Below are 23701 nucleotides of genomic sequence, written 5' to 3'. Positions count from 1 at the left end.
GCGCGAAGGATTGCCGTTCGGGGATATCGCGGCGCGGGGCCTTGTGGCAAGCGGGCGTGATGCATTTGCCTGGTGGCTTGGCCCGCGCCGGGGCCGAAGTCACAGCGCCGAGAGCGTTTCGGGCGAGGCGGGGGCGTCTAGTTTGGGGGCGGATTGGAACATCTGCGTCATGTCCCTCAGCGTCTGCGTGGTCCGGCTGGACAGCACCGCCGGGCGTTCGGCCGCCGCGTCGGCCGCGGCCTGTTCCTCGCTCTTCTTCTGCGCTTCCGCGGCCTTGGCCGCGATATCCTCGTCGACGAAAGGCTTGTCGATGCCAGGGATCGGCTTCAGGTCGATGTTCTGGTGCGCGTAGACCATGAGGCGCTGCCACACCATTGCCGGCAGCGAGCCGCCGGTCATGTTCTTGGTTGGGGTGAAATCGTCGTTGCCCAGCCAAACGGCCGCTGTGTAGTTGCCGGTGAAGCCGACGAACCAGGCGTCACGGTAGGATTGCGTCGTGCCGGTCTTGCCGGCGACGACGATGTTGGGAATTTGCGCACGCCGGGCCGTGCCCATCACCGGCACGGCCGCCAGCATGGTGTTCATGGATTTCAGCGCCTGCTCGGACAGCACCCGGTGCGGCGGCGGCGCATCCTTGGTCCAGTCATACACCACGTCGCCGGTGCGGGTGACGAGCTGGGTGATGCCGTGCCGGGAACCGACGAAGCCGTTTTGGGCGAACACGCTGTAGCCCGTCGCCTGGTCCATCACGGTCATGCCCGAAGTGCCGAGCACCATCGTCTTGTGCGCCTCGAGCGGCGATTCCACGCCCATTGCCTCGGCCATCGCCTTGATCGGCGCGATGCCGAGATGGTCCTTGGCCAGCCGCACCGGTACGGTGTTGATCGACTTGGCCATCGCCATGATCAGCGTGATGTTGCCGGCTGATTCGCCGCTGTAATTGTGCGGCGACCAGTTGCCCCAGCTGATTGGCCCGCCTGATATGATCGAGTTGGGCGTGAAGCCGTGTTCCATCGCCGTGGCGTAGACATAGGGTTTGAAGGACGAGCCGGTCTGGCGCAGCGCCTTGGTGGCGCGGTTGAACTGGCTGGCGCCGTAGTCGCGGCCGCCGACGATGGCGCGGACCGCGCCATTGGTCTCGATGACCACCACGGCACCCTCGGTGACGTTGTACTCCTTGCCGAACTGGCGCAGGTGGAACTCGACGGACTCTTCCGCCGCCTTCTGGATGTTGGCGTCGAAGGTGGTGTGGGCGACCAGCGAATGCTGGCCGGGCTTGGCGATCTTCTTGACCTCGTCGAAGGCCCAGTCGAGGAAATAGTCGGGGCTCTTCTGTTCGCCGCGGTCGACGACGTCGGCCGGATGCAGCCTTGCCTGCAGCACCTGGCCTTCGGTCATGAAGCCGGAATCGACGAGATTCGACAGCACCACATTGGCGCGTGCGCGCGCCGCCGGCAGGTTGATGTGCGGCGCGTATTTGGTCGGCGCCTTGAACAGGCCGGCCAGCATCGCTGCCTCGGCGAGGTTCAGATCCTTGACGCTCTTGCCGAAATAGAAGTCCGCCGCCGCCTCGATGCCGAACGTGCCGCCGCCCATGTAGGCGCGGTCGAGATAGAGCTGCAGGATTTCCTTTTTCGACAGATTGGCTTCGAGCCACAATGACAGGAAGGCTTCCTTGATCTTGCGCTCGAAGGTGCGCTCATTGGTCAGGAACAGGTTCTTGGCCAGCTGCTGGGTGATGCTCGAGCCGCCCTGGACGACGGAATTCGCCCGGACATTCTCGAAGATCGCGCGCGACAGGCCGAGAACGTCGATGCCGTAGTGATCGAAGAAGCGCCGGTCCTCGGTGGCAAGCACCGCCTTGATGACATGATCCGGCATCTCGTCGACCGGCACGGAATCACGCTGTATGATGCCGCGCTGGCCGATCTCGTTGCCATAGCGGTCGAGGAAGGTTACGGCGAAGTCGCCCTGGGCGCGCCAGTCGCCGGCCGTATCCTGGAACGCCGGAATGGCCAGCGCCAGCATCACCACGATGCCGCCGGCGCCGAGCGTAAAACCTTCGCTCAAAATCTCGATGATGCCGCGCCGCCAGCCTTTCAGGCGGAAACGCCGCGAAAAGATCGTCGCCGCTTCCCAGAACTGCCGCGCCTTGAACCCGATCTCGTAGAGCGAGGAATCGATCCAGGCGTCCAGCGCCAGAAGGCGCGACGCGATCGGACCTCTTCTCTTGCGCGGTTCAGGGCTGACCATTCAAAAACCCGGCTCGGCTGTGGCGTGACCTGAAAACCGCAAGCCGGCAATTTCAGGGCAGCGCCCTGTCCCGACTATTCATCCATTTTATGGGCGCCCACAAGGGCGGCAAGGACACAGCTGCAAGGTTTGTCGACGGGAGGGCAGGGAACGGTCCTATCCGATCGTCCGCCCGCCTGATCACAGCAGGCGGGCGGACTGACAGGAAAGGCCTGGGCGGTTCAGGCCGCTTCGCGCTTCAGCGCCTGCGCCATGCAGTGGATGCCGCCGCCGGTCTTGGAGATCTCGCTCATGTCGACGGCCGCGACCTCGAAGCCGCGCGCCTTGAGCTGACCGATGAGCGTCTGGCTCGAAGTTGGCGCGATCACCCGGTCCTTGCCGAGCGACATGAAGTTGCAGCCGAGCGCCATCGTGTCCTGGAAGGGCACGTCGATGATCTCGTGGCCCTTGCCCCTCAGCCAGTCGACGATGCCGGGCTCGGTGCAGGCGAGGCAGACGGCGGTCAGCTTTTCGGCGATCGGCACCACCATCAGGTCGATATGCACGTAATACTCGTCGATAAAGGCGATGCGGGTTTCCCAGCCCTCCTTCTCGAACCAGGCCTGCACCTGGCGGGCGCCTTCTTCTTGCGTACGGGCGCCGCCGCAGCCGATCAGCACCACACCGTCCTCGATGACGTTGAAGTCGCCGCCCTCGAACGTGCCCGCCGTGACCATGTCATAGATCGGGATGCCGAGTTTCTCATAGGTGCGGATGGCGGCATAATTTTCGCCGCGCCGCCACCAATTGGCCATGGCGGTGATGATGGCGCCGTAGGGCGTCATGACGCTGGAATCGCGGGAATAGACCTGCATCGGCAGCTCCGGCGTCGGCTCGTGCCAGTGGATGTTGACGCCGAAATGCTCATAGGCGGCGACCAGGTCCTTGTGCTGCGCCTGCGCGATCTGGACGTTGCAGGGTGCCTCGCGCAGGTGCTTGCGCGACAGGGAACTGGTCGACAGATGCCGCAGGAAATTTGGCGACCCCAAGAGCACGTCGGTCAAGACGTCGGTTTCGTTGGCGAAGCCCCATGATGTCAGTGGCTTGGTGCCGCCGGCCGGATTGCGGCGCTGCAGCGAAAACGGCTCGGCGACGATGCGATCATGAACGGTCATGCGGTTCTCCTCGTGGGCTTGTTCTCAAGGGTTGGTCTGTTCGTGCGTTGCTCGGGATCCACCAGTCGCGGCCGCGCGCGGTGGTGACATATTCCGGCCAGCGGAAGTTGATCGGCGGTTCGTAGTCGCAGAGCGGCGCGATCCAGTTCGTGCCGCCAACGCCGCCGCCGGTTCGGGCGGTGAACTCGTCCATTGCCGCATCGCGGGCTTTTCCATCCTCGAGCATCCGCAACGCCGCCAGCGCAACCGTCTTGGCCGCGCAGGTGACCATCGGATCGATCGTCGCGGAAATGCCGCCCAGGGCATTCATCACCCAGGAGGGATAGGCGTGGCCGTTGGTCGAGCGCAGCGCCGGACGGGCGACGTAAAAGCGCGCGGTCGGCGTATGCCAGCTCATGTCGGTATAGTCGTCGGAGGTCGAATTCACCTGCGAAGGCGGCAGGTCGCGACGCAGGATCGCTTCGGCGTCCTGTGGGGAAATCAGCCGCTCCAACTCATCGATGAACGGGTTCTCGGTCGCGGTACCACCGGCATTGACCTGGATTTCGCGCCCGATCGCCCTGGCGGCCTCGTCCCAGCGCGGCGGCCCGACCGTCGACAGCGCCTCATAGGCAATCTCGGCCATGGCGTGATTGGCCAGCCCGGGCCGTGATTTCGATACCCAGTGGCGCTCGTATCGGCAGCCGCTGATCGCAGCGGCGGCCGCCGCATTGCGGTCGAGCACGGCCGTCACCTGCTCGGCCATACGAAGCGTCGGTACGCGGATCATGTACTGGATCTCCGCCAGCCCCGCCGGCAGATTGTCGGCGGTCGCCTGGCCCGCCGTCAGGATCGCCTCGCTGATCGACCAGCCGCCCTGATGCGGCAGCATGGAATCGCGCAGCGCCTTGGAGGCCATGTACATCGTCATCAGCGCGTCGTTGGCGCCGGGCGCGCGGACCGCCGAATGCGCCTGCGGGATCGGCGCGCCATCGCCTGCGCGAACCCAGCTTTCGGGTTCGTCGCACACAAAGCGGTAGATCATGGCGTAGGCGGCACCGCAATGCGTGTCCCAGCGCGCCGTGTTGCAAAGCGGCAGCATGTAGAAGGGATGGAAGGAGATCATGCCGGCAAGGCCGTCATAATACCCCTTCGCGGCATGGATCGGCTTCGAGCCGCGCACCTTTTCAGCAGGTTCGCCGGTAAAGCGCAGCGTCCCTGGAATGCCGTGGTGCTGCATCGCCGCCTTGGCGGCCAGCAGGCCGCCGAGGCTTGCCATGCCGAGCCCCGAATGCGGATCGGTGTGGCCGCCGGCCTCGACGCCAAGGCCGGGCCGCGGCTGCTTCACGGTGACAGCGTCCTGGCAGTTGCCCGGCACGGCATCGTATTCGGCATACATACCGACCGTCGGGCCGGCGCCATTCGTCCAATGGGCGCAGAAGGCGGTCGGCATGCCGCCGGAACCTTCCTCGACGGTAAAGCCTTCTCGCTTCAGTCGTTCCACATACCAGGCGGCCGACTGGTATTCGCGCCAGGCGGTCTCACCGAAATCGAAGATGGTGCGCGTCCAGGCCGACAGCAGCGGCTGGATGCCGTCGAGGCAGGCAAGGGCGGTCTCTTGCGCCGATGTCGTCACCGGTTTGTCCATGCATCAAAGAAAGCAGTGAAGCGGCTCGCCAAAAAGTGATATGTTTTCCCGGTTCATGCAAATTCGGTTCACCTCTTGAGAATTCCATCCACACAGGCGCTGCGCGCCCTCGACAGTTTCGCCCGCCACGGCAGCGTCTGGCGTGCCGCCGACGAACTGCACCTCACCCGCAGCGCGGTGAGCCACCAGCTGCGGCTTTTGGAACGCGATCTCGGCTTCGATCTGTTGCAGCGCATAGGCAAGGGGGTGGCGCTGACGCCGCGCGGCCAGCGCTACGCAGCCGATGTCAGGAAGGCGCTGACCGTGCTCGGTGATGCGGGAGCGCAGACGAACGGCGCCGGCGTCGGCGGCTCCTTCGCCATTTCGTGCCCGCCCGGCTTCGCCTCCATGTTCCTGTGCACCCATATCGGCGAGTTCCAGCAGATGTACCCTGACGTGGCGCTCTCGGTGCTGACGCCGCGCCGACTCGATGACGTCTCGAATCCGGACGCCGACGCCTTCATTGCCTTCGGCGTCGGCAACTGGCCGAACCGGGTGGTGGAGCTGCTCTGCGAAGTCCACTTCACGCCGCTCTGCAGCCCGACATTGCTCAACAAGGTCGGCGGCTTTTCCAAGCCGGCGGACGTGCTGCGCGCCAACCTGCTGCATCTCTCCGACACCGAGGACTGGGCGCGCTGGCTGGCGCTGTCCAAGGTGGAGAACCCGGATACCGAAGGCGGCATCTTCTTTTCCGACATGAACCTCGTCTTCTCGGCGGCGGTCGCCGGCCAGGGGATTGCCATGGGCGATGAGCTGACCGGCCGCCGGGCGCTGAGCGAAGGCCGGCTGGTCAAGCCGTTTGAAGCTTCCGTGCCGTCGCCACGCTCCTATTTCCTGGTCTTCGAGCACGCCAAGGCCGGTCATCCCGTGCTCAACGCCTTCAGCGACTGGCTCAGGGCGAAGCTGTCGGAGAGCCGACTCTAATCGCCCCTGGATGGGAAGATTGGACGCGTCCCAACGCCCAGACGTGAATCAAATTTGCCGATCAGGCGAAAACTATTCGGTTGCGGTGAGCCGCCGGCCTGCCTACGATTTCAGCCAGGACTGAGGAAGAGGCAGGATGCAGCAACCCGGCCGGGCCGCAGAGATCAAGGCAATTGGAATCGGCAAGAGCTTCGGCTCGTTCCGTGCGTTGGACAATCTGTCGCTCAATATCGGCCGCGGCGAGTTCCTGACGCTGCTCGGCCCCTCCGGATCGGGCAAGACCACCTTCCTGATGATCCTGGCCGGCTTCGTGCAGCCGACCGAAGGCAAGCTTTTCAGCGACGGCACCGACATCACCGACCGCCCGGCCGAGCAGCGCGCCGCCGGCATGGTGTTCCAGGGCTATGCGCTGTTCCCGCATATGAGCGTCGAGGCCAACATCGCTTTCCCGCTCAAGGTGCGCAAGAAATCGGCCGCCGACATCAAGAAGCGCGTCGGCGAGATGATCGAGCGCGTCGGTCTGGTCGGCCATGAGAAGAAACTGCCCTCGCAGCTCTCCGGCGGCCAGCAGCAGCGTGTCGCGCTGGCGCGCGCATTGGTGTTCGAACCGGGCGTGCTTCTGCTCGACGAGCCGTTCTCGGCGCTGGACAAGAGCCTGCGCGGCCAGATGCAGGCCGAGATGAAGCGCCTGCACCAGGAAACCGGCACCACTTTCGTCTTCGTCACCCACGACCAGAGCGAGGCCCTGGCGCTGTCCTCGCGCGTCGCCATCTTCAACCACGGCAAATTGCTGCAGGTCGGCGCGCCGGACGAAGTCTACGACCGGCCGGACAACCGCTTCGTCGCCGAATTCCTCGGTGAGATCAACATGCTGCCGCTGAAGGGGGTCAAGCCCGCCGACAATGGCTCGACGGGCCTTTGCGAGGACCGTGCGGTCAATATGCATTGCAAGGCCGAGAAGGTCCGTGGCGACGCCATCCTGGCGATCCGGCCCGAACACATGTCGATCGCGCGCGAAGCGGCTGTCGGCGAAAACGGCATTGCCGCGACCGCCACTGCTTCGACCTATCTGGGTGCGGCGACCAAGCTCGATCTGACCACACGGCAGGGCGCGAAGGTGACCGTCTCGGTGCCGAATGAGGTTGCTGCCGCAGCGCTCAGCAAAGGCAATTCGGTCTGGCTGACCTGGCCGGCGGAAAAGGGTTTCCTCCTTCCGGACGGAGGACAATGAGCGCCGGCGCGGCCTGATACGCCGCACCGGCTTCCGGGCTGAAATCAACGAAAACAAAGGGGAACTGACATGAACGACACCAAGAAACACGCCATCGAAACGCTGTCCGAAAGGACCAGACGCGGCGAGATCTCGCGCCGCCAGTTCACGCAACTGGCAGCCCTCGTGCTCGCCGGCGCGCCGATGCTGCTGCGCTCGACCGGTGCCCTTGCCGCGGCCAAGGAACTGGTGCTGGTCAATTGGGGCGGCGACGCCATCACCGCCTATGATGCAGCCTATGGCCAGGCTTTCACCAAGGACACCGGCATCACCGTCAAGATGGACGGCTCGGGCCCGACCGAAGGCGCCATTTCGGCGCAGTTCAAGAGCGGCGCGCCGACCTGGGATCTGGTCGACGTCGATCCGTTCTCGGCGATCACGCTCGGCGCCCAGGGCGCGCTCGAGCCGATCGACTACAAGATCGTCGACAAGACGAAGATGCGTCCCGGCTTCGGCTGGGAATATGCCGCCTCGACCTACTTCTTCTCCTATGTCATCGCCTATGATTCCGAGAAATACGGCAGCAATGCCCCGACCGGCATGGCCGACTTCTTCGACGTGAAGAAGTTCCCCGGCAAGCGCTCGCTCTACAAATGGGGTGTGTCGAGCTGGGAAGCGGCGCTTTTGGCAGACGGCATCGCGCCGGCATCGCTCTATCCGCTCGACCTGAAGCGGGCGCATGACAAGATCGCCGCCTTCAAGGAAAACGTCGTCGCCTACTGGGGCGGCGGCGCCGAGAGCCAGAGCGTGCTGCTCAACGGCGAAGCCTCGATGGCCATCGTCTGGTCGACCCGCGCCTCGCTGATCGAGCAGGATTCCGGCGGCAAGATCAAGTTCATCTGGGACCAGGGCCTGATCTCGCCCGGTGCGCTGGCCGTGCTCAAGAACAATCCCGGCGGCAAGGACGCGGCGATGAAGTTCATCGCCAGCGCGCAGGATCCGCAAAAGCAGCTCGTCATGTTCGACAAGCTCGGCCAAGGCCCGGCCAACCCGGCGGCCGATGCGCTGATCCCGGCCGACAAGAAGCGCATCAACCCGGTCGATCCCGAAAACATGAAGAAGCAGATCGCGCTCGACATGGATTGGTACGCCAAGAACTACGGCGCGGCGCTCGACGAATACACCAAGATCATCTCCGCCTGAGGCGGGATGCTGATCTGAGATGAGAGGCGTTCTCTCCGACAGGATGGGCGCGGCGCTGTTGATGGCGCCGCTGCTCCTGTTCCTTGTGCTGGCCTATGCCTGGCCGTTTCTCGGCGTGGTGAAGTGGAGTTTCACCCTGCCGACGCCGGGGCTTGGCCAGTACCAGGCGTTGCTCACCGACGATCTGGTGCAGTCGGTGTTCATCCGCACGCTGCGCATCGCGGCCATCGTCACGGTTGTGTCGGTCGCCGCCGCCTATGCCATCACGGTCGTCTGGGTGCGCGGCAGCCCGGCGCAGCGCCTCGTCGCCGAGTTCTGCATCCTGGTGCCATTCTGGATCTCGGTGCTGACGCGGGCCTTCGGCTGGGTGGCGCTTTTGTCCAATCGCGGCCTGATCAACACCTGGCTGCAATCGATCGGTTTCATCTCCGAGCCGCTGACCCTGGTGCGCAACGAGTTCGGCGTCGTCGTCGGCATGACGCATTTCCTCATTCCCTTCGCGGTCTTCCCGCTGGCGTCCGCCATGCGCAGTCTCGACGACCGCGTGCTGCTTGCGGCGCGCGGGCTTGGCTCCAGCCGCATGCGCACCTTCTGGACGGTGTTCGTGCCGATGACGCGCTCCGGCATTATCGGCTCGGCGCTGATCGTGTTCGTCTTCTCGCTCGGCTTCTTCGTCACGCCGGCGATCCTCGGCGGCGGCCGCAGCGTGATGATCGCCGAACTGATCTATCTCAGGATTTTCCAGAGCCCGGATTGGGGGCTGGGGGCTGCGATCAGCGTGGTGCTTGTGCTGTTCGTCGGCGCGCTGATGGCGTTGCTGTTCCGCTATGTCAGACCGAAGCAGTTGATCTGATGCCGACCTATCGCCCCGGTCCCGTCTCGCTGATCCTCGCCGCGCTTGTGGCGCTGTTCCTGCTGATGCCGCTGCTCGCCGTCATCCCGGTGTCGCTGACGCCGAGCCGCATGCTGGCGATGCCGACGGGCGAACTGTCGCTGCGCCACTATCGCTCGCTGATCGAGGATCCGCGCTGGCTCCAGTCGATCCTTCTGTCGATCCGCATCGGCGTCGTCAGCAGCGCGATTTCCACGGTGCTGGCGCTTTGTTTCAGCCTTGGCGTGTGGATGTTCCAGCCGCGTTTCACCGCAGCCCTCGTTGGCTTCGTGCTGCTGCCGATGGTGGTGCCGCCGGTGGTCTCGGCGATCACGCTCTACTTCCTGCTGACCTCGATCTCCGGCTTCAGCTCGTTCTTCGGCTACGATACCTGGCTCGGCGTCGCCATGGCGCATTCGGTCATGACGGTGCCTTTCGCCACGGTGCTGATCCTGGTCTCGCTCAGCCAGCTCGACCGCCGCATCGACCTTGCGGCGAGGGGGCTCGGCGCAACTGTGTGGGAGCGCGCCACGCGAGTCATCATGCCAAACATCAAGTTCGGCATCGTTACAGCAGCACTGTTGTCCTTCGTGCTTTCCTGGGAAGAAATCGGCGTCACGCTGTTCATCACCTCGGTCAACGCCATCACGCTGCCGCGCCTGATGTGGATGGGCCTGCGCGACAACATCGACCCGGCGATCGCCGCCCTCTCGGTCATCCTGATCATCATCACGGTGCTGGTGCTGGCGGTGCGCAGTGTGGTCACCAGGCAACACGCCGGGCATTGAGGGCCGCCGCCGTCGCGGGCACTAGACAAACCGCACCGAGACGCGGCCGAACCTGCCCAGATCGCCGATGACTTCGTCACCTGCCTCGACGCTGATCGGCGTCACGCAGGTGCCTGTAATCACCAACTGTTCCGGCTCGAGTGCTATGCCGAGCCCAGACAGTTCATTGACGATCCATGTGAGCGCGATACGCGGGTCGCCCAGCACGGCCGCGCCCGATCCATCGTGCCGCGACTTGCCGGAAACGAAACCGACCACCGGGTGCTCCGCGAGGTTCACGTCGCGCCAATCCTCCACGACAGCCTCGCCGATGACAAACAGATTGGCACAGGCATTGTCGGCTAGGAGCTGCGCCGCCCCGACGGCGCAGAAATCATTGTAGCGTGAGTCCGGAATTTCGATTGCCGGGTGCAGGCTCGCCACGGCATCCATGACCTCGGCGATTTCATAGGGTTCCGGGCGAGGCGGCAATTGGCGGCCGAAGCGGAAGGCGAATTCGATCTCGGCCACACGCATCTTGCTCGTCGCCAGGGAAACGGTCCCGCCAACTTCGACCGATTTTTCGGCCAGAAGACGCCCGGCCATCGGGCCATCCACGTTTATGTGCCTTTGTCCGGCAGGGCTGGTCGCGGCAATCTTCCAACCGAAAAGCGGCGCTGACGAACGATCCATCACACGCGACTGTATGGCGTAGCCGTCGAGCCGCGTTTGTGGGCGCAACGCCTCGGGTATGGCGTCGAGACGCGTGCCGTTGTCCCAATGGCCGACCAGCAACCGAGACGCGGCCCTGGCCTTCTCTGCGTCGAGCATCATCACCTCCGGAAATCAAAGGAAGCGCCCAGCAGAAGAACATTCCGTCATGTGGACCCGCCTGGTTGAGGCAAGGTTTAGGTGACCAGCAATCGAGTGTCCACATTCACGTTCCGCTCGCCATGCCTATGGCCAGGCGCAACGCGGATAAGGGAGATGCGGACGGTCAACGGCCGCTCAAGCCACGACGTAAGCAGTCTTCTTGCGCAGATAGGCATCGAAGCCATATTTGCCGTCCTCGCCGCCGAGGCCGGAGCTTTTCCAGCCGGAATGAAAACCCTGGACCATCTCGCCGCAGGTGCGGTTGATGTAGAGCTCACCGAAGGCACTTTCGCGGTTGAAGCGCATGACACGGCTAAGACTGCCGGTGAACAGATAGGCGGAGAGGCCGAATTCGGACTCGTTGGCCAGGCGCAGCGCTTCGTCGAAATCGGCGACGCGCATGACCGGCACGACCGGCCCGAAAATCTCCTGCTGCATGATTGGCGCCGTATTCGAAGGCGCCATCATGACGGTTGGCTCGAACCAGTGGCCCTTGGCAAAGGCGCCCCCCTTCGGCCGATGACCGCCGGTGAGCAGCTTCGCGCCGCCTCGCACGGCCTCGGCCACCATGGTTTCGACCTTGTCGAGTTCGGGCCGGCTGATCTTGGGGCCAAGATCGACCGCCTCCAGCGGGTTGCCGATCCGCAGCGCTGCTGCCCGCGCGACGAAGCTGTCGAGGAACCGGTCGGCGATGGTCTCGTGCAGGTACATGCGTTCGTTGCAGGTGCAGATCTGGCCGCAATTGGTGAAGCGCGCAATGATCGCCGCATCCACCGCGGCATCGATATCGGCGTCGTCCATGACGATGAACGGCGCCTTGCCGCCCAGTTCCAGGCGAATGACCTTGAGGCTGTTGGCGGCGGCGGCATAGATCTCGCGCCCGGCGCGCACGCTGCCGGTCATGGTGACGAGATCGGAGAGCGGGCTGCGCACCAGCGCCTCACCGACCTCGCGGCCACGGCCGCTGACGATGTTGACGACGCCGGCCGGAACGCCGGCTTCCTCGCAGAGCCGGCCGATCTCGAGCAGGGAAAGCGGCGTCAGCTCGTGCGATTTGAGCACGATGGTGTTGCCCGTCGCCAACGCCGGGCCGAGCTTCCTGCCGGCCAGCGCCACCGGATAGTTCCAGGCGGTCAGGCCGACCACCACGCCATGGGGCACGCGCCGGATCCAGATTTCCTCGCCCGCCGTATCGGAGGGGATGATGTCGCCCTCGATGCGCCTGGCATTCTCGGCGGCGAACTCGATGAAGCCGATGGCGCCGCCGACTTCGCCGCGCGCCTGGGCGATCGGTTTGCCCTGTTCCAGGGTGATCAGCCGGGCAATGGTTTCGCGATCGCGCTCCAGCAGGGCGCAAAGCCGACGCAACAGCCGAGCCCGTTCGATCGGTGGCAGCGCTGCCCAGCCCGGTTGGGCGGCGCGGGCCGCCCTCAGCGCGTCTTCGGCGTCGCCCGCGGCACCTTCCGGGACGGAGCCGACCAGCTCTTCCGTGGCCGGGCTGTATACGGCCATCGCGCGCGTCGCCCGGCCTGATGTCCAGTGGCCGCCAATATACATCCTGCCTTCGATCGGCAGCCCGGTTTGCGCGGTCATGGCGGTTATCTCCGGTTCAACGAGACGGCAACGATGATGATGACGCCCTTGACGATCTCCTGGATGGTCGTCGAAAGGCCAATCACCACCAGGCCGAAGGCCAGGATGCCGATGAAGATGGCGCCGATCACCGAGCCGATCACCGAGCCGCGGCCGCCGAACAGGCTGGTGCCGCCGATGATGACCGCGGCGATGACGTTGAGCTCGAGCCCGACTCCGACGCTCGGGTTGCCGGCCGAGGCGCGCGCCGCCAGCATATAGCCCGCGAACGAGGCGCAGGCGCCGCAGACGGCGAAGGCCACCAACTTGGCCCGGTCGACGTCGATACCGGAAAACCGTGCCGCTGCCTCATTGCCGCCGGTTGCCGCCATCTGCCTGCCGATCACCGAGAGATGCAACACGTAGATGCCGGCCAGCGCGAACGCCACCGTCCACCACACCGCCGCCGGCAGGCCGATCAGCGTGCCATTGGCCATGATCTTGCCCAGCGTCCGGTCACCGATCGGCACCGGCAGTGAATCGGTCAGCGTCAGTGCCGTACCGGACAGGATGCTGAGCATGCCCAGCGTCACCAGGAAGGAGGGGATGCGCAACCGGGTGACGATCAGGCCGTTGACCAGTCCGATCAGCGCCCCGAAGGCCGTCATGACCGGAATCGACAGCCATGGCGCGATGCCGGTCTGCATCAGCATGGCGCCGACCATGGCCGAAAGACTGGCCAGGGCGCCGACCGACAGGTCGATCTCGCGGCACATGATCACCATGGTCATGCCGACCGCCATGATCGAGACCACGGCGGTGATGCGGCCGATGGCGTTTGCCGTCGCCAGCGAGGCGAAGTTGGGCGCATGCAGGATGAAGAACAGCGTGATCAGCCCGAAGACGATGAAGGTGATGTGGTCGCGCGCCAGGCGTTTGGCTTTCTGCCACCCGAAGGCGCGTCCGGCAGCCGTCACAGCCGCGATCGGGCTTGAGGTCAGGATCGAGTTGGTCATGCGGCCTCGTGTGTGATGGCGAGTTGCTGCAGCACGGTGCGGATTTCTTCCTCGCCGTGCGCCGTGGCCTCGCTCGCCACCAGCCGGCCGTCGACCATATAGATCAGCCGGTCGGCGAGACCTGCGAGTTCATCGAGCTCCGAGGTGATCAGCAGCACCGCCATGCCCTTTTCGGCGGCCTGCTGCACCAGCGCCCGCATCTCCGCCTTGGCGTTGACGTCGACACCCGCCGTTGGCTCGTCGAGGATCAGCAGTTTTGGATTGCTGGCGAACCATTTTGCGAAAACCACCTTCTGCTGGTTGCCGCCGGACAGTTCCGAGGCCGGCTGGCCCGGCTCGCGGCAGGCAATGTGCAGCGCATCGCGAAAACCGAGGAACATGTCGGTCTCGCGTCGCCATGACAGGACGCCCGGCCAGCGCGACGTCAGTTCGGCAAGATTGGGCAGCGCCACATTGGCGGCCAGGCTGTGCTGGGCGACCAGCGCCTTCGGCGCGGCGATCCTCCGGCACCAGCGCCATGCCGGCACGGATGCGCGGCGGCGTCGCCAGTGCGCCGATCTCGCTGCCGCCAAGCCGCACATCGCCGCGCGCATCCGGGATCAGCCCGAACAGCGCCTTGGCGAGCGTCGAGCGGCCGCTGCCGACAAGGCCGGCTATGCCGACGATCTCGCCGGCGCGCACGGCTAGGCCGATATCGCGCAGCTTCCGTGCCGTGCTCAGCCCAACGACCTCGAAAACGATTTCGCCAGGTTCGCGCCGGGCTTTCGGCTTCATCACCACGACCGAGGCGGAGCGCGCCATCAGCCGCGACACTTCCGGTATGGTGATCTGGTCGGTGGCGAACGGTCCCTGGATCTGGCCGTCCTTGATGACGCTCAGCCGGTCGGCTACACGAAAGATCTCCGACATGCGATGGCTGATATAGACGATGCCGATACCGGCGGCGCGCAACTGGGCGATGGTGGCGTGCAGCACCTCTTCCTCGCGCACGGTGAGCGAGGAGGTCGGTTCGTCCATGACGATCACCGAGGCGCCGCGCGACAGTGCCTTGAGGATTTCCACCTGCTGGCGCGCCGCGAACGGCAGGTCCTCGATGCGGGCGTCCGGATCGAGCGCAAAACCCTGTCTTGCGATCAGGTCGGTGGCCTCGCGCCGGATGCGGCGGCGGTCGATGCGGCCGCCGAACAGCATCGGCTCGCGGCCGAGAAACAGATTGTCGGCGACGCTCATCGCCGGCACCAGGCTCAACTCCTGGAAGATCATCGCCACGCCGGCCTCGAGGCGCGCGCGCGTCGATGTCGAGGTCAACGGTTCGCCGAGCACCAGGATCGTGCCTTCGTCGGGCTTGTGGATGCCAAGCAGCACCTTCATCAGCGTCGATTTGCCGGCACCGTTCTCGCCAAGCAGCGCGTGGACCTCGCCCGCCCGGACGTCGAAATCGACAATGCGCAGCACGATGTTGGCGCCGAACCGCTTGACGATGCCGCGCATGGAAACCAGCGCGGGCAGGGGATTGTCGGCAGCGGACATGGCGGTTCCCGAAAGAGGCGGTATGCGGTATGGGCGGCGGGTCGACCCGCCGCCCGGGATCAGATCAGTAGCAGGCGCCGGCGCAGGCCTTGACGACATCGTCCGGCACGTCCTGCTTGGTCACTTGCTTCAGCGCCGACAAGAGATTGGCCTTCTTCACCCGCAGCGAAGGCAGCGAGATGTAAGGCGGCACCTGCTTGCCGAGCAGTGCGGCAGCACCCGCCTGGGCTTCGGCTATGCCGAGATCGTAGGGCAGTTGCGCGCCGATGGCGATGATCTGGTCGCGGGCAATGTAGAGCGCGCTGTCCGGGCCGAGATCGTTGGTGGTGACGACGAGGTCGTTGCGGCCGAGCGATTCTGCGCCGGCCAGCGTCTGCATGGCAGGGTCGCCCCACACCGCGAAGATGCCCTTGATGTCGGGATGCGCCGTGAGCATGGCGACGGCCTTGTCATAGGCTTCGCGCGGCTGGGTGAATTTTTCGCGCGCCGCCACGGTCACACCAGGATGGGCCGCGACCGACTTCTCGAAGCCGGCGACACGTGCCGCGATCGAATAATAGGATTCCTGGATATAGGTCATCAGGCCGACTTCGCCCTTGCCGCCGATCGCCTTGATAAGCTCATCGGTGGCGAACACCGCGTTCTGCTCGTTGTCGGAGGCGACCACGGTGACATAGTCTTTGCCCGGCGCCATGCCGTAGGCGACGTTGTCCATGAACACGATCTTCACGCCGCTTTCGGACACCCGCTTGTAGGTGTCGGCCTGGCCCTTGGGGTCGATCGGCACCGAAAAGATCAGATTGACCTTCTGCGCGATCATGCCTTCGAGCTGATCGGCCTGGGCGGTCGGCGCCTGCTTGGCGTCGGTGACCGCCACGACCTTGATGCCGTATTCATCGAGCGTCTTCTTCAGCGCCTCGACCTGCAAAGTGTTCCACGGCGAGTCCATTGCCTGCATGGCGATGCCGGCGGTGAAATTGCCGGCCTTGAGGTTTGCCAACTCGTTGGCGGTGAAGGTCAGTGATGCGGCTGGGCTGGCCGGCGCGCCATCGGGGAAGCCGACCACCGGCTGGCCGGTTGGCGACAAAGGCAGCGGCACCATCAGCGCGGCGGCTTCGGGCGGCAGATCGGCGGCGAAGGCCGCTATCGGTGCGGCCGACAGCAAGAAGGCAAGCGCTAGTGGACGAAGGCGAGACGATCTGGTCACGAGTGTTCTCCGTAATGTTCCCCTGAGCGGTTGATTCCGCTGCAGTTTTTCAAAGAAAATATTGCGGTAAGTCCTTCTGGAGGCGACGCAATTCGCCTTCGTTGTAGCGGATGTGATGGGCGATGGTGTTGGCCGCCTTGCGCGGCCGTCCCGCCTCGATTTCGTCGACCACCATCGAGTGCTCGGCGTAGGAGATGGCCAGGCGACCGGGACGCGGCAGGCCGAGCCGGCGCACACGCACCAGATGCAGCCGCGCCGCCGCGATCTGGTCCCAGAGCCCCGGCAGTCCCGCGAGTTGCGCGAGCATGCGGTGGAAAGCGTCATCCGCCTCGTGGAAGCCGTCGACGTTGCCGGCGGCGACAAGCTGCACCTGCTCCAGAAGCTGGTTGCGCAGCGCCGTCACGATCGCGGCTTTCGGATGCGACGCGAGTTCATGCACGATTTGCGCCTCGACGGCGCTGCGCAGGAACGAGCTTTCGATGACGTCGGCCGGTGAAATGCGCGAGACGTAGGAATTGACCTGCGGGATCACCGTGACCAGCCCCAGACCGGCCAGCCGGTTGATCGCATCGGTCACCGGCTGGCGTGACACGCCAAGCTCCCTGGCGATGTCGTCCTTGAGCAGCAGATCGCCCGGCCGGCGGTCGACCCGCACGATCGTCTTCAGCAGCGCTTCGAACACGAATTCGGCGCGGCTCCGGCGAACCGAAGCGTCGACCACCACGTCATCGTCATCTTCATTTGCAGCCATTCCGATGCCCTTTGCTGGGGGTCAGTGGCCATAGGCTAAGCACCAACGGCCAGGGCAATCAAGCTGATTTTCGTCATTTTTTGAAAATTGAGCAATGATGATGGAGTTATTATATTGGTTTTATTGCATATTAATTTTTTAAGATGCCATACTAAAATTTCAGTTTGCGGCCAGGCATGTTTCCAAATATGGATATCCAGCGGCCGCAGACGGCAAGATTCCCGAAATTTTGGGATTTTGGCGGATTGGACGCTTTGAATATGCGGTGACAAAAATTTTAGCTGCGAGGCGTCGATGCTGCTGCGGACTGATCCTGTCGGGGCTTTCGTGGATTACCCGCCAATTCCGATTGCTTCGGCCGCAAGCGGGCCGCTCGCCGGCCTGACGCTGGCGGTGAAGGATCTCTACGACGTCGCCGGCTATCCCACTGGCGGCGGCCATCCGCTGCGGCGCGACTGGAGCGGCGGCAGGCCCGACACGGCGCCGGTGGTGCAGACATTGTTGGATGCAGGCGCCCGGTTTGTCGGCAAGACCCATACCGACGAGTTCGCCTATTCGATGAATGGCGAGAACCCGCATTACGGCACCCCGGTGAATCCGCGCGCGCCGGGCCGCATCCCGGGCGGATCGTCCTCGGGTTCGGCCGCGGCGGTCGCGGCCGGCCTCGCCGATATTGCGCTCGGCACCGATACGGGCGGCTCGATCAGGCTGCCGGCCTCTTATTGCGGGCTGATCGGCCTGCGCCCAACCCATGGACTGATCGACACCGCCGGGCTGCAGCCGCTGGCGCGCAGCTTCGACACCGTCGGCTGGTTCGCGCGCGACATCGATGTCTACGAGGCCGTGGCCAGGCTGCTGCTGCCGCAGCCCGCCATTCAACCGCCGATCTCTCGCCTCGTCGTCGCGACGGATATTGCCAGTTACGTCCTGGGTTATGCCGAGCGCCGCGTCTTTGAAGATGCGCTCGAGCGACTGTTCCGCATCATCGATATCGCGGGCGAGGTCCGGGTCGCGCCGGAGGGGTTTGATGCCTGGCGGCCGACCTTTCGCACCATCCAGGCCTACGAAGCCTGGTCCGATCACGGTGCCTGGATCACCGAGCATCGACCGGCCTTCGGCGAGGGGGTGCGTGAGCGCTTCGACTGGGCAGAGGGGGTGTCGAACGCCGACTACGAAGCGGCTCTTGCCGCGAAAGCCGCGATACAAGACCGGCTGTCGTCACTGGTTGGCTCGGGAGCCGCGCTGGTCTTCCCAACCGCCCCTTCGGTCGCCTTGCCGTTGGGCATGGCCGGAGAGGGGCTTGAGGCCTACCGGGGCCGTTCGATTTCGATGCTTTGCTCGGCGGGGCTGAGCGGCTTGCCGCAGATATCGATGCCGATCGCCGAGGTGGAGAGGCTGCCGTTCGGAATTTCGATCCTTGGTCCTGACAATTCCGACATGGCTCTGCTGTCCCTTTGTCGCAAGGCGCTCGGGCAACATGCCGGCTGAGCAGATTGGTCCTGCAGGGTTGTCCGGCATGGCAATCCGTTCATAACAGAGTCGTATTTTCGGGATCATCGGCGTTCATCATCGCGCCGAGGCGAATCATGCGATATGGCGCAGGCTTGACGAGCGGGTACGCCGCGCGTGAATTTGCCAGTATGACGAACCGCTTGCACAAGGCATGACAGGCGAGGGGGGACGACAAATGACCGCGCCCGGCGATTTGCTGCAGGCACTTTTTCTAAGGCTCAAAAGCGACAAGTCGCTGTCCGCGCTGCTCGGCGGCGCCGGACTGCTCGAGCGGGCGACGGAAAATGCCGCTTTTCCCTATGTGACCTTTGGTCAGACCAGCGCCTTTGACTGGGACACCGGCGCCGAGAATGACGACGATCAGTTGATTACGCTGCATGTTTGGTCGAAAGCCCATGGTGAGGACGAAACCCTTGCCATCATGGCCGCCATAAAGGCCCGCCTTGCCAACGCCGCACTGGTGGTCGGCCGGCGCGGCAAGACGCGGTTGTCGCTTGAATTCACCGAGGCCCGTTACGACGAGGATCTCCTTGTGCATCACGGGCTGCTGCGGTTTCGCGCGCTGACGCAGGAAAATGCCTGACACGCTTTCAATCTGACTGTAACGGAGTCAGATTGGCATCTCCGGGATTTCGTCGGATCGGGGCGTCGAAATCGCAGTCGGTGCTATCGCGTTCAAGGGTGCAGCGGGCATGTTTTTCGCATCGATCACCGTTCATTTCACGTTCAGCACCGATGCGTTACAACGCCGACCATGAAAACGCTTCGCTCCCACTTTCGAACCGCGACCCTGGCGCTCTGTGCCGCCGGGCTGTTGGCGTCGCAGGCGATGGCGATGCCGGTGGTCGCGCTCGGCCAGTCCAGCCCGATCGTCCTGGCCGCGTCCGACTGCTACGCGATCGGCCAGCAGGTGGCCGAACAGAATGGCGGGACGCTGGCCAAGGCCTCGCAGTCGACACGCGGTGGCCAGCCGGTCTGCGTCATCGTCGTGCTGGTGCCTGGCAAGGACGGTCAGCGTCCGCGCCGTTCCGAGATCGTCGTTCCGCAGAACTGACCCAATCTTCCATCTTGCAAGGCCACGTTTCCCAGGCCGCCGGAATCGGCCTATATCTGAACAAGTTCTTCAAAAGGTATCGATCTCCGCATGCGCGTACTCGTCGTCGAGGATGACAAGGATCTCAACCGGCAGATAGCGGACGCGCTGGTCGACGCCGGCTATGTCGTCGACCGCGCCTTCGACGGTGAGGAAGGCCATTTCCTCGGCGACACCGAACCTTACGACGCCGTCGTGCTCGACATCGGCCTGCCGCAGATGGACGGCATCAGCGTGGTCGAGCGCTGGCGCCGTGGTGGCCGCAAGATGCCGGTGCTGATCCTGACCGCGCGCGACCGCTGGAGCGACAAGGTCTCGGGCATCGATGCCGGCGCGGACGACTATGTCACCAAGCCGTTCCACATCGAGGAGGTGCTGGCGCGGCTCAGGGCGCTGATCCGCCGCGCGGCCGGCCATGCCTCGTCGGAACTCACCTGCGGGCCGCTGCGCCTCGACACCAAGGCCTCGAAGGCCGATGTCGACGGCGTGCCGCTGAAGCTGACCTCGCATGAATTCCGCCTGCTAGCCTATCTGATGCACCATATGGGCGAGGTCGTCTCGCGCACCGAACTGGTCGAGCATCTCTATGACCAGGATTTCGACCGCGATTCCAACACCATCGAGGTGTTTGTCGGGCGGCTGCGCAAGAAGATGGGCATCGACATGATCGAAACCGTGCGTGGCATGGGCTACCGCATGCGCGAGCCGGAGGCGTAACTCGGAACCGCTCAAACCAACCGCAAGGACGCCGCTTTCGCTGCGTTTGTGGCCGCGTTCGCTGACGTTCCGTGTGATCGCCTTTTCCACGGTGTGGGCGATCCTGACCCTTGTCGTCATTTTCACCCTGATCACCACGCTCTACCGCCAAGCCAGCGAGCGCGGCTTCGACAGCCTGCTTTCGGCGCATCTGTTCAACCTGATCGGCTCCATCGGCATTTCCGACACGGGTGCGCTCACCGGCGCCCCGGACCTTGGCGACCTCCGTTTCTCCGAGCCGAAGTCCGGTTGGTACTGGTCGGTCGAGCCTGCCTCGGAAGGCGTGCATGGCGACCTTCATTCGTCGTCGATGACGAGCAAGATCCCGTCGCCAAGCGTCGCCGAGGTGCCTTTCAATGCCAGCTTCCAGCGCAGCTATTCGGCCGAAGGCATAGACGGCGAGCAGCTCGAAGTGTTCGAGAGCGAATTCGTGCTCGACGCCAAGAACCGCGCCGCGCGTTTTCGCGTGATGGGCAACCAGAGCGAACTCGAACAGGAAATCGCCACCTTCCAGCGCCGCCTGCTGACCTATCTCAGCCTGTTCGGCGTCGGCATGATCGCCATCAACGCCATTGCCATCCTGCTCGGCCTGCAGCCGCTGCGCCGGGTGCGCAACGCTCTTGCCATGGTGCGCGAAGGTACCGCGCAGCGACTCGACGGTCGCTTCCCGGCCGAGATCGAGCCGTTAGCCAACGAAACCAACGCGTTGATCGAAAACAACAAACGCATCGTCGAGCGCTCGCGAACCCAGGTCGGCAATCTCGCCCATTCGTTGAAGACGCCGCTTGCGGTGCTGCTCAACGAAGGCCGGGCGCTTGGCGGCGCCAAGGGACAATTGATCGCCGAGCAGGCCGCCTCGATGCAGAAGCAGGTCGACCATTATCTGCAGCGCGCCCGCGTCGCGGCGCAGCGCGACAGCGTCGTCTACCGCACGCCGGTGACGCCGCTGGTGCAGCGCATGGTGCGGGTGCTGCAGAAGCTCAACCCGCAGACCAGCCTGTCGCTGTCGCTGCCGGCCACCGAGATCGTCTTTGCCGGCGAGCGCGAGGACCTCGAGGAGCTGCTCGGCAACCTTCTTGAAAACGCGATGAAGTGGGCAAAAAGCGCGGTCTCGGTCACGGTGGCGCCGTTGGCCGGCAAGGACGACAATCTGTTCGAGATCAGCATCGACGACGACGGTCCTGGCATTCCCGAGGACAAGGCGCGCGACGCGCTGAAGCGCGGAAGGCGCCTGGATGAGACAAAACCGGGAACAGGTCTGGGACTTGCCATTGTCGCCGACCTCGTCAACGAGTATGGAGGCGTTCTCGCGCTCGAACGGTCCGGCCTGGGTGGATTGAAGGCAGTGGTGCGCTTGCGGAGCCTTCAGTGACGCTTTCCCGGACCAACCGACAGCGATGGAAGGCGTTTGTTATGGCGGCATATCGATTGATCCCGGAGCAATGCCGAATGCTCCTGAACTCGCCGGCAGCGGCCAAATTTCCGACAAATATCAATACTATGGCCACGCCTACTTCTCCGATGACGCGGCCCCCGGCGCATCCATGGCAGGCTCCAACTCAAGAAAACCGGTTGTTGGCATGAAGATTCGCGTCGCGCTTGTTTCCGCATTGCTGGCCGTCTCCGGCTGCACCACCTTGAGCGGCAAGGGCCCAACCGTGACGCCGACACCGGCCTCGACGCCTCCGACAAGCGGCAAGGTCACCAAGTCGATCATTTCGGCGATGGACGGCGGCCTCATCGGCGGTTCGATCGGCAATGGCCTCAGTGACGCCGAGAAGCGCAGCGCGCTCGAGGCCGAATACAAGGCGCTCGAATATACGACAAGCGGTCAGAAGGTGGCATGGAAGGGCGATCAGGCTTCGCACTATGGCGAGGTGGTTCCGGCCCAACCCTATCGCGTCGGTTCGCAGGACTGCCGCCAGTACACGCAGACGGTGTTCACAGGCGGCGCCGGGGTGACGGCGCGCGGAACCGCTTGCCGCAATGCCGATGGCAGCTGGACGCCGCTGACCTGACATCTGCATGTCGCCCAAACGTACGCGCGGTTTTGGGACAACGACATGCACAAACAAGGATCAGGCCGGCTCCGGTTGGAATCCGGCCGGTTGATGTCGATCAAGGACGTCAGGCGCTTTGACCGTCAAAGCGTCGCAGGATGCCTGAGTTGGCAGGGCAGGGCTCTGTCGTTATTGGAAGAACCATGCTGTTCTGGGTCATAGCCGCAATACTGACGCTGGGCGCGAGCCTGGCGGTGCTGCTGCCGCTGGCCGCGGGAGCCAAAGGCGCGTCGTCGAGCGGCGATCACGATCTGGAAGTCTATCGCGATCAATTGTCCGAGCTTGACCGCGACGCCGGGCGCGGCTTGATCCAGCCGGCGGAAGCAGCCGAGGCGCGCGCCGAAATCGCGCGCCGCATCCTTCGCCTCGACAATGCCGATACGGCTGGCCAGGCATCGGCCGGGCAGGCCTCGGTCACGGTACGGCTTGTCGCGACCGTCGCCGTGCTGGCGGTGCCGCTGGTCAGCTGGGGCGTTTACAGCCAGATCGGCTCGCCTGACCTGCCGGCACAGCCGCTTAGCGCAAGGCTGGCCAAGAATCCGGCCGACAGTTCGGTCGACGAATTGGTGGCACGGGCCGAGGCCCATCTCGCCGCCAACCCTTCCGACGGCAGGGGATGGGACGTGCTGGCCCCGGTCTATTTGCGCATGCAGCGGTTCTCCGACGCGGTCGCGGCGTACCGCAATGCCATCCGTCTCGACGGCGACAGCGCTGTTCGCCAGGCCGGCCTCGGCGAGGCAATCGCCGGTGCGGCAGGCGGCATTGTCTCGGCCGATGCCCAGGATGCCTTCGAGGCGGCGCTGAAGCTCGATCCGGCCAACGCGAAAGCCAGCTTCTACCTGGCCGTGGCTTTGGCGCAGGAGGGACGCAACAAGGAGGCGGCGACGGCCTGGCAGGCGATGCTGGGCACTTTGCCGCAGGATTCGCCATGGCGCAGTGCTGTCGAGCAGGCGCTGGCCAAATCCGCCAGCCCCGAAGTCGCTTCCGGTGCCGCCGCGAAGGGTCCAGATGCCTCGGATGTCGATGCCGCGTCTTCCCTGTCGCCGCAGGATCGCGAAGCCATGATCAACACGATGGTCGCCGGCCTCGACGAAAAACTGCGGCAAAATCCGCGTGACCCGGAAGGATGGATGAGGCTCGTTCGTTCCTATGTCGTGCTGGGCAAGGCCGATCAGGCGCGCGAGGCGCTCGCTCGTGCCATTGCCGTCTTTGGCGCTGGCAGCGACGAGGCCAAGAAATTCACCGCTTTTGCCGCCTCGCTCGGCCTGACGGCGACGGAGTAG

At 64.5% G+C, this 23701-nt stretch carries 21 protein-coding genes and 2 pseudogenes; 12 read left to right on the top strand and 11 right to left on the bottom strand.

Annotated elements, in window-relative coordinates:
• Nucleotides 1-99: 99 nt before the first annotated feature.
• The 3 genes from QQK95_RS27245 to QQK95_RS27235 all read right to left on the bottom strand — a co-directional run bounded on the left by QQK95_RS27245 (nt 100) and on the right by QQK95_RS27235 (nt 5034).
• Nucleotides 100-2253, bottom strand: a complete 2154-nt coding sequence (locus QQK95_RS27245; protein ID WP_284277506.1) for a transglycosylase domain-containing protein — start codon at nt 2251-2253, stop codon at nt 100-102.
• A gap of 221 nt (nt 2254-2474) precedes the next feature.
• The gene (locus QQK95_RS27240) at nt 2475-3407 is read right to left on the bottom strand and encodes a dimethylarginine dimethylaminohydrolase family protein (RefSeq protein WP_284277505.1); all 933 of its coding nucleotides are present in this window, start codon (nt 3405-3407) and stop codon (nt 2475-2477) included.
• Nucleotides 3394-5034 (bottom strand): zinc-binding metallopeptidase family protein, encoded by a 1641-nt coding sequence (locus QQK95_RS27235; protein WP_284277504.1) that lies wholly within the window; start codon nt 5032-5034, stop codon nt 3394-3396. The genes QQK95_RS27240 and QQK95_RS27235 overlap by 14 nt, the downstream gene beginning before the upstream one ends.
• Nucleotides 5035-5109: 75 nt before the next feature.
• Between QQK95_RS27235 and QQK95_RS27230 the strand changes: the two genes are divergently transcribed.
• From QQK95_RS27230 to QQK95_RS27210, 5 genes are all read left to right on the top strand, one after another.
• Nucleotides 5110-5997, top strand: coding sequence for a LysR substrate-binding domain-containing protein (locus QQK95_RS27230; protein WP_140887277.1), 888 nt, complete (start codon nt 5110-5112; stop codon nt 5995-5997).
• Between the two features lie 136 nt (nt 5998-6133).
• On the top strand, nt 6134-7228 hold the full coding sequence (locus QQK95_RS27225) for an ABC transporter ATP-binding protein (protein ID WP_284277503.1): 1095 nt from the start codon (nt 6134-6136) through the stop codon (nt 7226-7228).
• A 69-nt stretch (nt 7229-7297) separates the two neighbouring features.
• The gene (locus QQK95_RS27220) at nt 7298-8410 is read left to right on the top strand and encodes an ABC transporter substrate-binding protein (RefSeq protein ID WP_284277502.1); all 1113 of its coding nucleotides are present in this window, start codon (nt 7298-7300) and stop codon (nt 8408-8410) included.
• Between the two features lie 19 nt (nt 8411-8429).
• The gene (locus QQK95_RS27215; protein WP_284277501.1) at nt 8430-9263 is read left to right on the top strand and encodes an ABC transporter permease; all 834 of its coding nucleotides are present in this window, start codon (nt 8430-8432) and stop codon (nt 9261-9263) included.
• On the top strand, nt 9263-10069 hold the full coding sequence (locus QQK95_RS27210; RefSeq protein ID WP_284277500.1) for an ABC transporter permease: 807 nt from the start codon (nt 9263-9265) through the stop codon (nt 10067-10069). Before QQK95_RS27215 ends, QQK95_RS27210 begins: the two co-directional genes overlap by 1 nt.
• A 21-nt stretch (nt 10070-10090) precedes the next feature.
• Here QQK95_RS27210 and QQK95_RS27205 read toward each other — a convergent pair whose 3' ends face one another.
• The 8 genes and pseudogenes from QQK95_RS27205 to QQK95_RS27175 form a co-directional block, all read right to left on the bottom strand.
• Nucleotides 10091-10879 (bottom strand): 2-keto-4-pentenoate hydratase, encoded by a 789-nt coding sequence (locus QQK95_RS27205; RefSeq protein ID WP_284277499.1) that lies wholly within the window; start codon nt 10877-10879, stop codon nt 10091-10093.
• 177 nt (nt 10880-11056) lie between these two features.
• Complete coding sequence (locus QQK95_RS27200; RefSeq protein WP_284277498.1) at nt 11057-12514, bottom strand: aldehyde dehydrogenase family protein; 1458 nt, start codon at nt 12512-12514, stop codon at nt 11057-11059.
• Between the two features lie 5 nt (nt 12515-12519).
• A complete protein-coding gene (locus QQK95_RS27195; RefSeq protein WP_284277497.1) occupies nt 12520-13509 on the bottom strand; it encodes an ABC transporter permease in 990 nt (329 codons plus the stop codon).
• On the bottom strand, nt 13506-13673 hold the full coding sequence (locus tag QQK95_RS27190; protein WP_284277496.1) for a hypothetical protein: 168 nt from the start codon (nt 13671-13673) through the stop codon (nt 13506-13508). Before QQK95_RS27190 ends, QQK95_RS27195 begins: the two co-directional genes overlap by 4 nt.
• A gap of 123 nt (nt 13674-13796) precedes the next feature.
• A pseudogene (locus tag QQK95_RS33560) lies at nt 13797-13889 on the bottom strand (hypothetical protein); the annotation flags it as partial.
• Nucleotides 13890-13935: 46 nt separating this feature from the next.
• Nucleotides 13936-15000: pseudogene (locus QQK95_RS27185) on the bottom strand (sugar ABC transporter ATP-binding protein); the annotation flags it as partial.
• A gap of 103 nt (nt 15001-15103) precedes the next feature.
• Nucleotides 15104-16246: a substrate-binding domain-containing protein gene (locus tag QQK95_RS27180; protein WP_284277494.1), complete on the bottom strand. Its 1143-nt coding sequence runs from the start codon at nt 16244-16246 to the stop codon at nt 15104-15106.
• 49 nt (nt 16247-16295) lie between these two features.
• Entirely contained in the window at nt 16296-16997 is a 702-nt protein-coding gene (locus QQK95_RS27175) for a GntR family transcriptional regulator (RefSeq protein ID WP_284277493.1), read from the bottom strand.
• 294 nt (nt 16998-17291) lie between these two features.
• On the opposite strand from QQK95_RS27175, the gene QQK95_RS27170 reads away from it, so the two are divergent.
• From QQK95_RS27170 to ccmI, 7 genes are all read left to right on the top strand, one after another.
• Nucleotides 17292-18485, top strand: coding sequence for an amidase (locus QQK95_RS27170; RefSeq protein ID WP_284277492.1), 1194 nt, complete (start codon nt 17292-17294; stop codon nt 18483-18485).
• Between the two features lie 199 nt (nt 18486-18684).
• Nucleotides 18685-19092 (top strand): DUF3168 domain-containing protein, encoded by a 408-nt coding sequence (locus QQK95_RS27165; protein WP_284277491.1) that lies wholly within the window; start codon nt 18685-18687, stop codon nt 19090-19092.
• 171 nt (nt 19093-19263) lie between these two features.
• On the top strand, nt 19264-19563 hold the full coding sequence (locus QQK95_RS27160; RefSeq protein ID WP_284277490.1) for a hypothetical protein: 300 nt from the start codon (nt 19264-19266) through the stop codon (nt 19561-19563).
• A gap of 90 nt (nt 19564-19653) precedes the next feature.
• On the top strand, nt 19654-20319 hold the full coding sequence (locus tag QQK95_RS27155) for a response regulator transcription factor (protein ID WP_019857144.1): 666 nt from the start codon (nt 19654-19656) through the stop codon (nt 20317-20319).
• A 40-nt stretch (nt 20320-20359) separates the two neighbouring features.
• Entirely contained in the window at nt 20360-21730 is a 1371-nt protein-coding gene (locus QQK95_RS27150; RefSeq protein WP_284277632.1) for an ATP-binding protein, read from the top strand.
• 208 nt (nt 21731-21938) lie between these two features.
• Nucleotides 21939-22376 carry a hypothetical protein gene (locus QQK95_RS27145; protein ID WP_284277489.1) on the top strand — a complete coding sequence of 146 codons (438 nt, stop codon included), beginning with the start codon at nt 21939-21941 and terminating at the stop codon, nt 22374-22376.
• A gap of 185 nt (nt 22377-22561) precedes the next feature.
• Complete coding sequence (gene ccmI, locus QQK95_RS27140) at nt 22562-23701, top strand: c-type cytochrome biogenesis protein CcmI (RefSeq protein WP_284277488.1); 1140 nt, start codon at nt 22562-22564, stop codon at nt 23699-23701.

The sequence above is a fragment of the Mesorhizobium huakuii genome (assembly GCF_030160235.1).
In the GTDB taxonomy this organism is placed as follows: domain Bacteria; phylum Pseudomonadota; class Alphaproteobacteria; order Rhizobiales; family Rhizobiaceae; genus Mesorhizobium; species Mesorhizobium huakuii.
Note: the sequence above shows the minus strand (reverse complement) of the source record. Positions and strands in the feature narration are given on the sequence as shown.

Coding starts and splice junctions, on each gene's coding strand:
- QQK95_RS27175 (WP_284277493.1), bottom strand. CDS start 16,997: ATGGCTGCAAATGAAGATGACGATGACGTGGTGGTCGACGCTTCGGTT.
- QQK95_RS27235 (WP_284277504.1), bottom strand. CDS start 5,034: ATGGACAAACCGGTGACGACATCGGCGCAAGAGACCGCCCTTGCCTGC.
- QQK95_RS27160 (WP_284277490.1), top strand. CDS start 19,264: ATGAAAACGCTTCGCTCCCACTTTCGAACCGCGACCCTGGCGCTCTGT.
- QQK95_RS27145 (WP_284277489.1), top strand. CDS start 21,939: ATGAAGATTCGCGTCGCGCTTGTTTCCGCATTGCTGGCCGTCTCCGGC.
- QQK95_RS27225 (WP_284277503.1), top strand. CDS start 6,134: ATGCAGCAACCCGGCCGGGCCGCAGAGATCAAGGCAATTGGAATCGGC.
- ccmI (WP_284277488.1), top strand. CDS start 22,562: ATGCTGTTCTGGGTCATAGCCGCAATACTGACGCTGGGCGCGAGCCTG.
- QQK95_RS27190 (WP_284277496.1), bottom strand. CDS start 13,673: ATGGCGGTGCTGCTGATCACCTCGGAGCTCGATGAACTCGCAGGTCTC.
- QQK95_RS27240 (WP_284277505.1), bottom strand. CDS start 3,407: ATGACCGTTCATGATCGCATCGTCGCCGAGCCGTTTTCGCTGCAGCGC.
- QQK95_RS27220 (WP_284277502.1), top strand. CDS start 7,298: ATGAACGACACCAAGAAACACGCCATCGAAACGCTGTCCGAAAGGACC.
- QQK95_RS27170 (WP_284277492.1), top strand. CDS start 17,292: ATGCTGCTGCGGACTGATCCTGTCGGGGCTTTCGTGGATTACCCGCCA.
- QQK95_RS27205 (WP_284277499.1), bottom strand. CDS start 10,879: ATGCTCGACGCAGAGAAGGCCAGGGCCGCGTCTCGGTTGCTGGTCGGC.
- QQK95_RS27215 (WP_284277501.1), top strand. CDS start 8,430: ATGAGAGGCGTTCTCTCCGACAGGATGGGCGCGGCGCTGTTGATGGCG.
- QQK95_RS27210 (WP_284277500.1), top strand. CDS start 9,263: ATGCCGACCTATCGCCCCGGTCCCGTCTCGCTGATCCTCGCCGCGCTT.
- QQK95_RS27195 (WP_284277497.1), bottom strand. CDS start 13,509: ATGACCAACTCGATCCTGACCTCAAGCCCGATCGCGGCTGTGACGGCT.
- QQK95_RS27165 (WP_284277491.1), top strand. CDS start 18,685: ATGACCGCGCCCGGCGATTTGCTGCAGGCACTTTTTCTAAGGCTCAAA.
- QQK95_RS27245 (WP_284277506.1), bottom strand. CDS start 2,253: ATGGTCAGCCCTGAACCGCGCAAGAGAAGAGGTCCGATCGCGTCGCGC.
- QQK95_RS27200 (WP_284277498.1), bottom strand. CDS start 12,514: ATGACCGCGCAAACCGGGCTGCCGATCGAAGGCAGGATGTATATTGGC.
- QQK95_RS27155 (WP_019857144.1), top strand. CDS start 19,654: ATGCGCGTACTCGTCGTCGAGGATGACAAGGATCTCAACCGGCAGATA.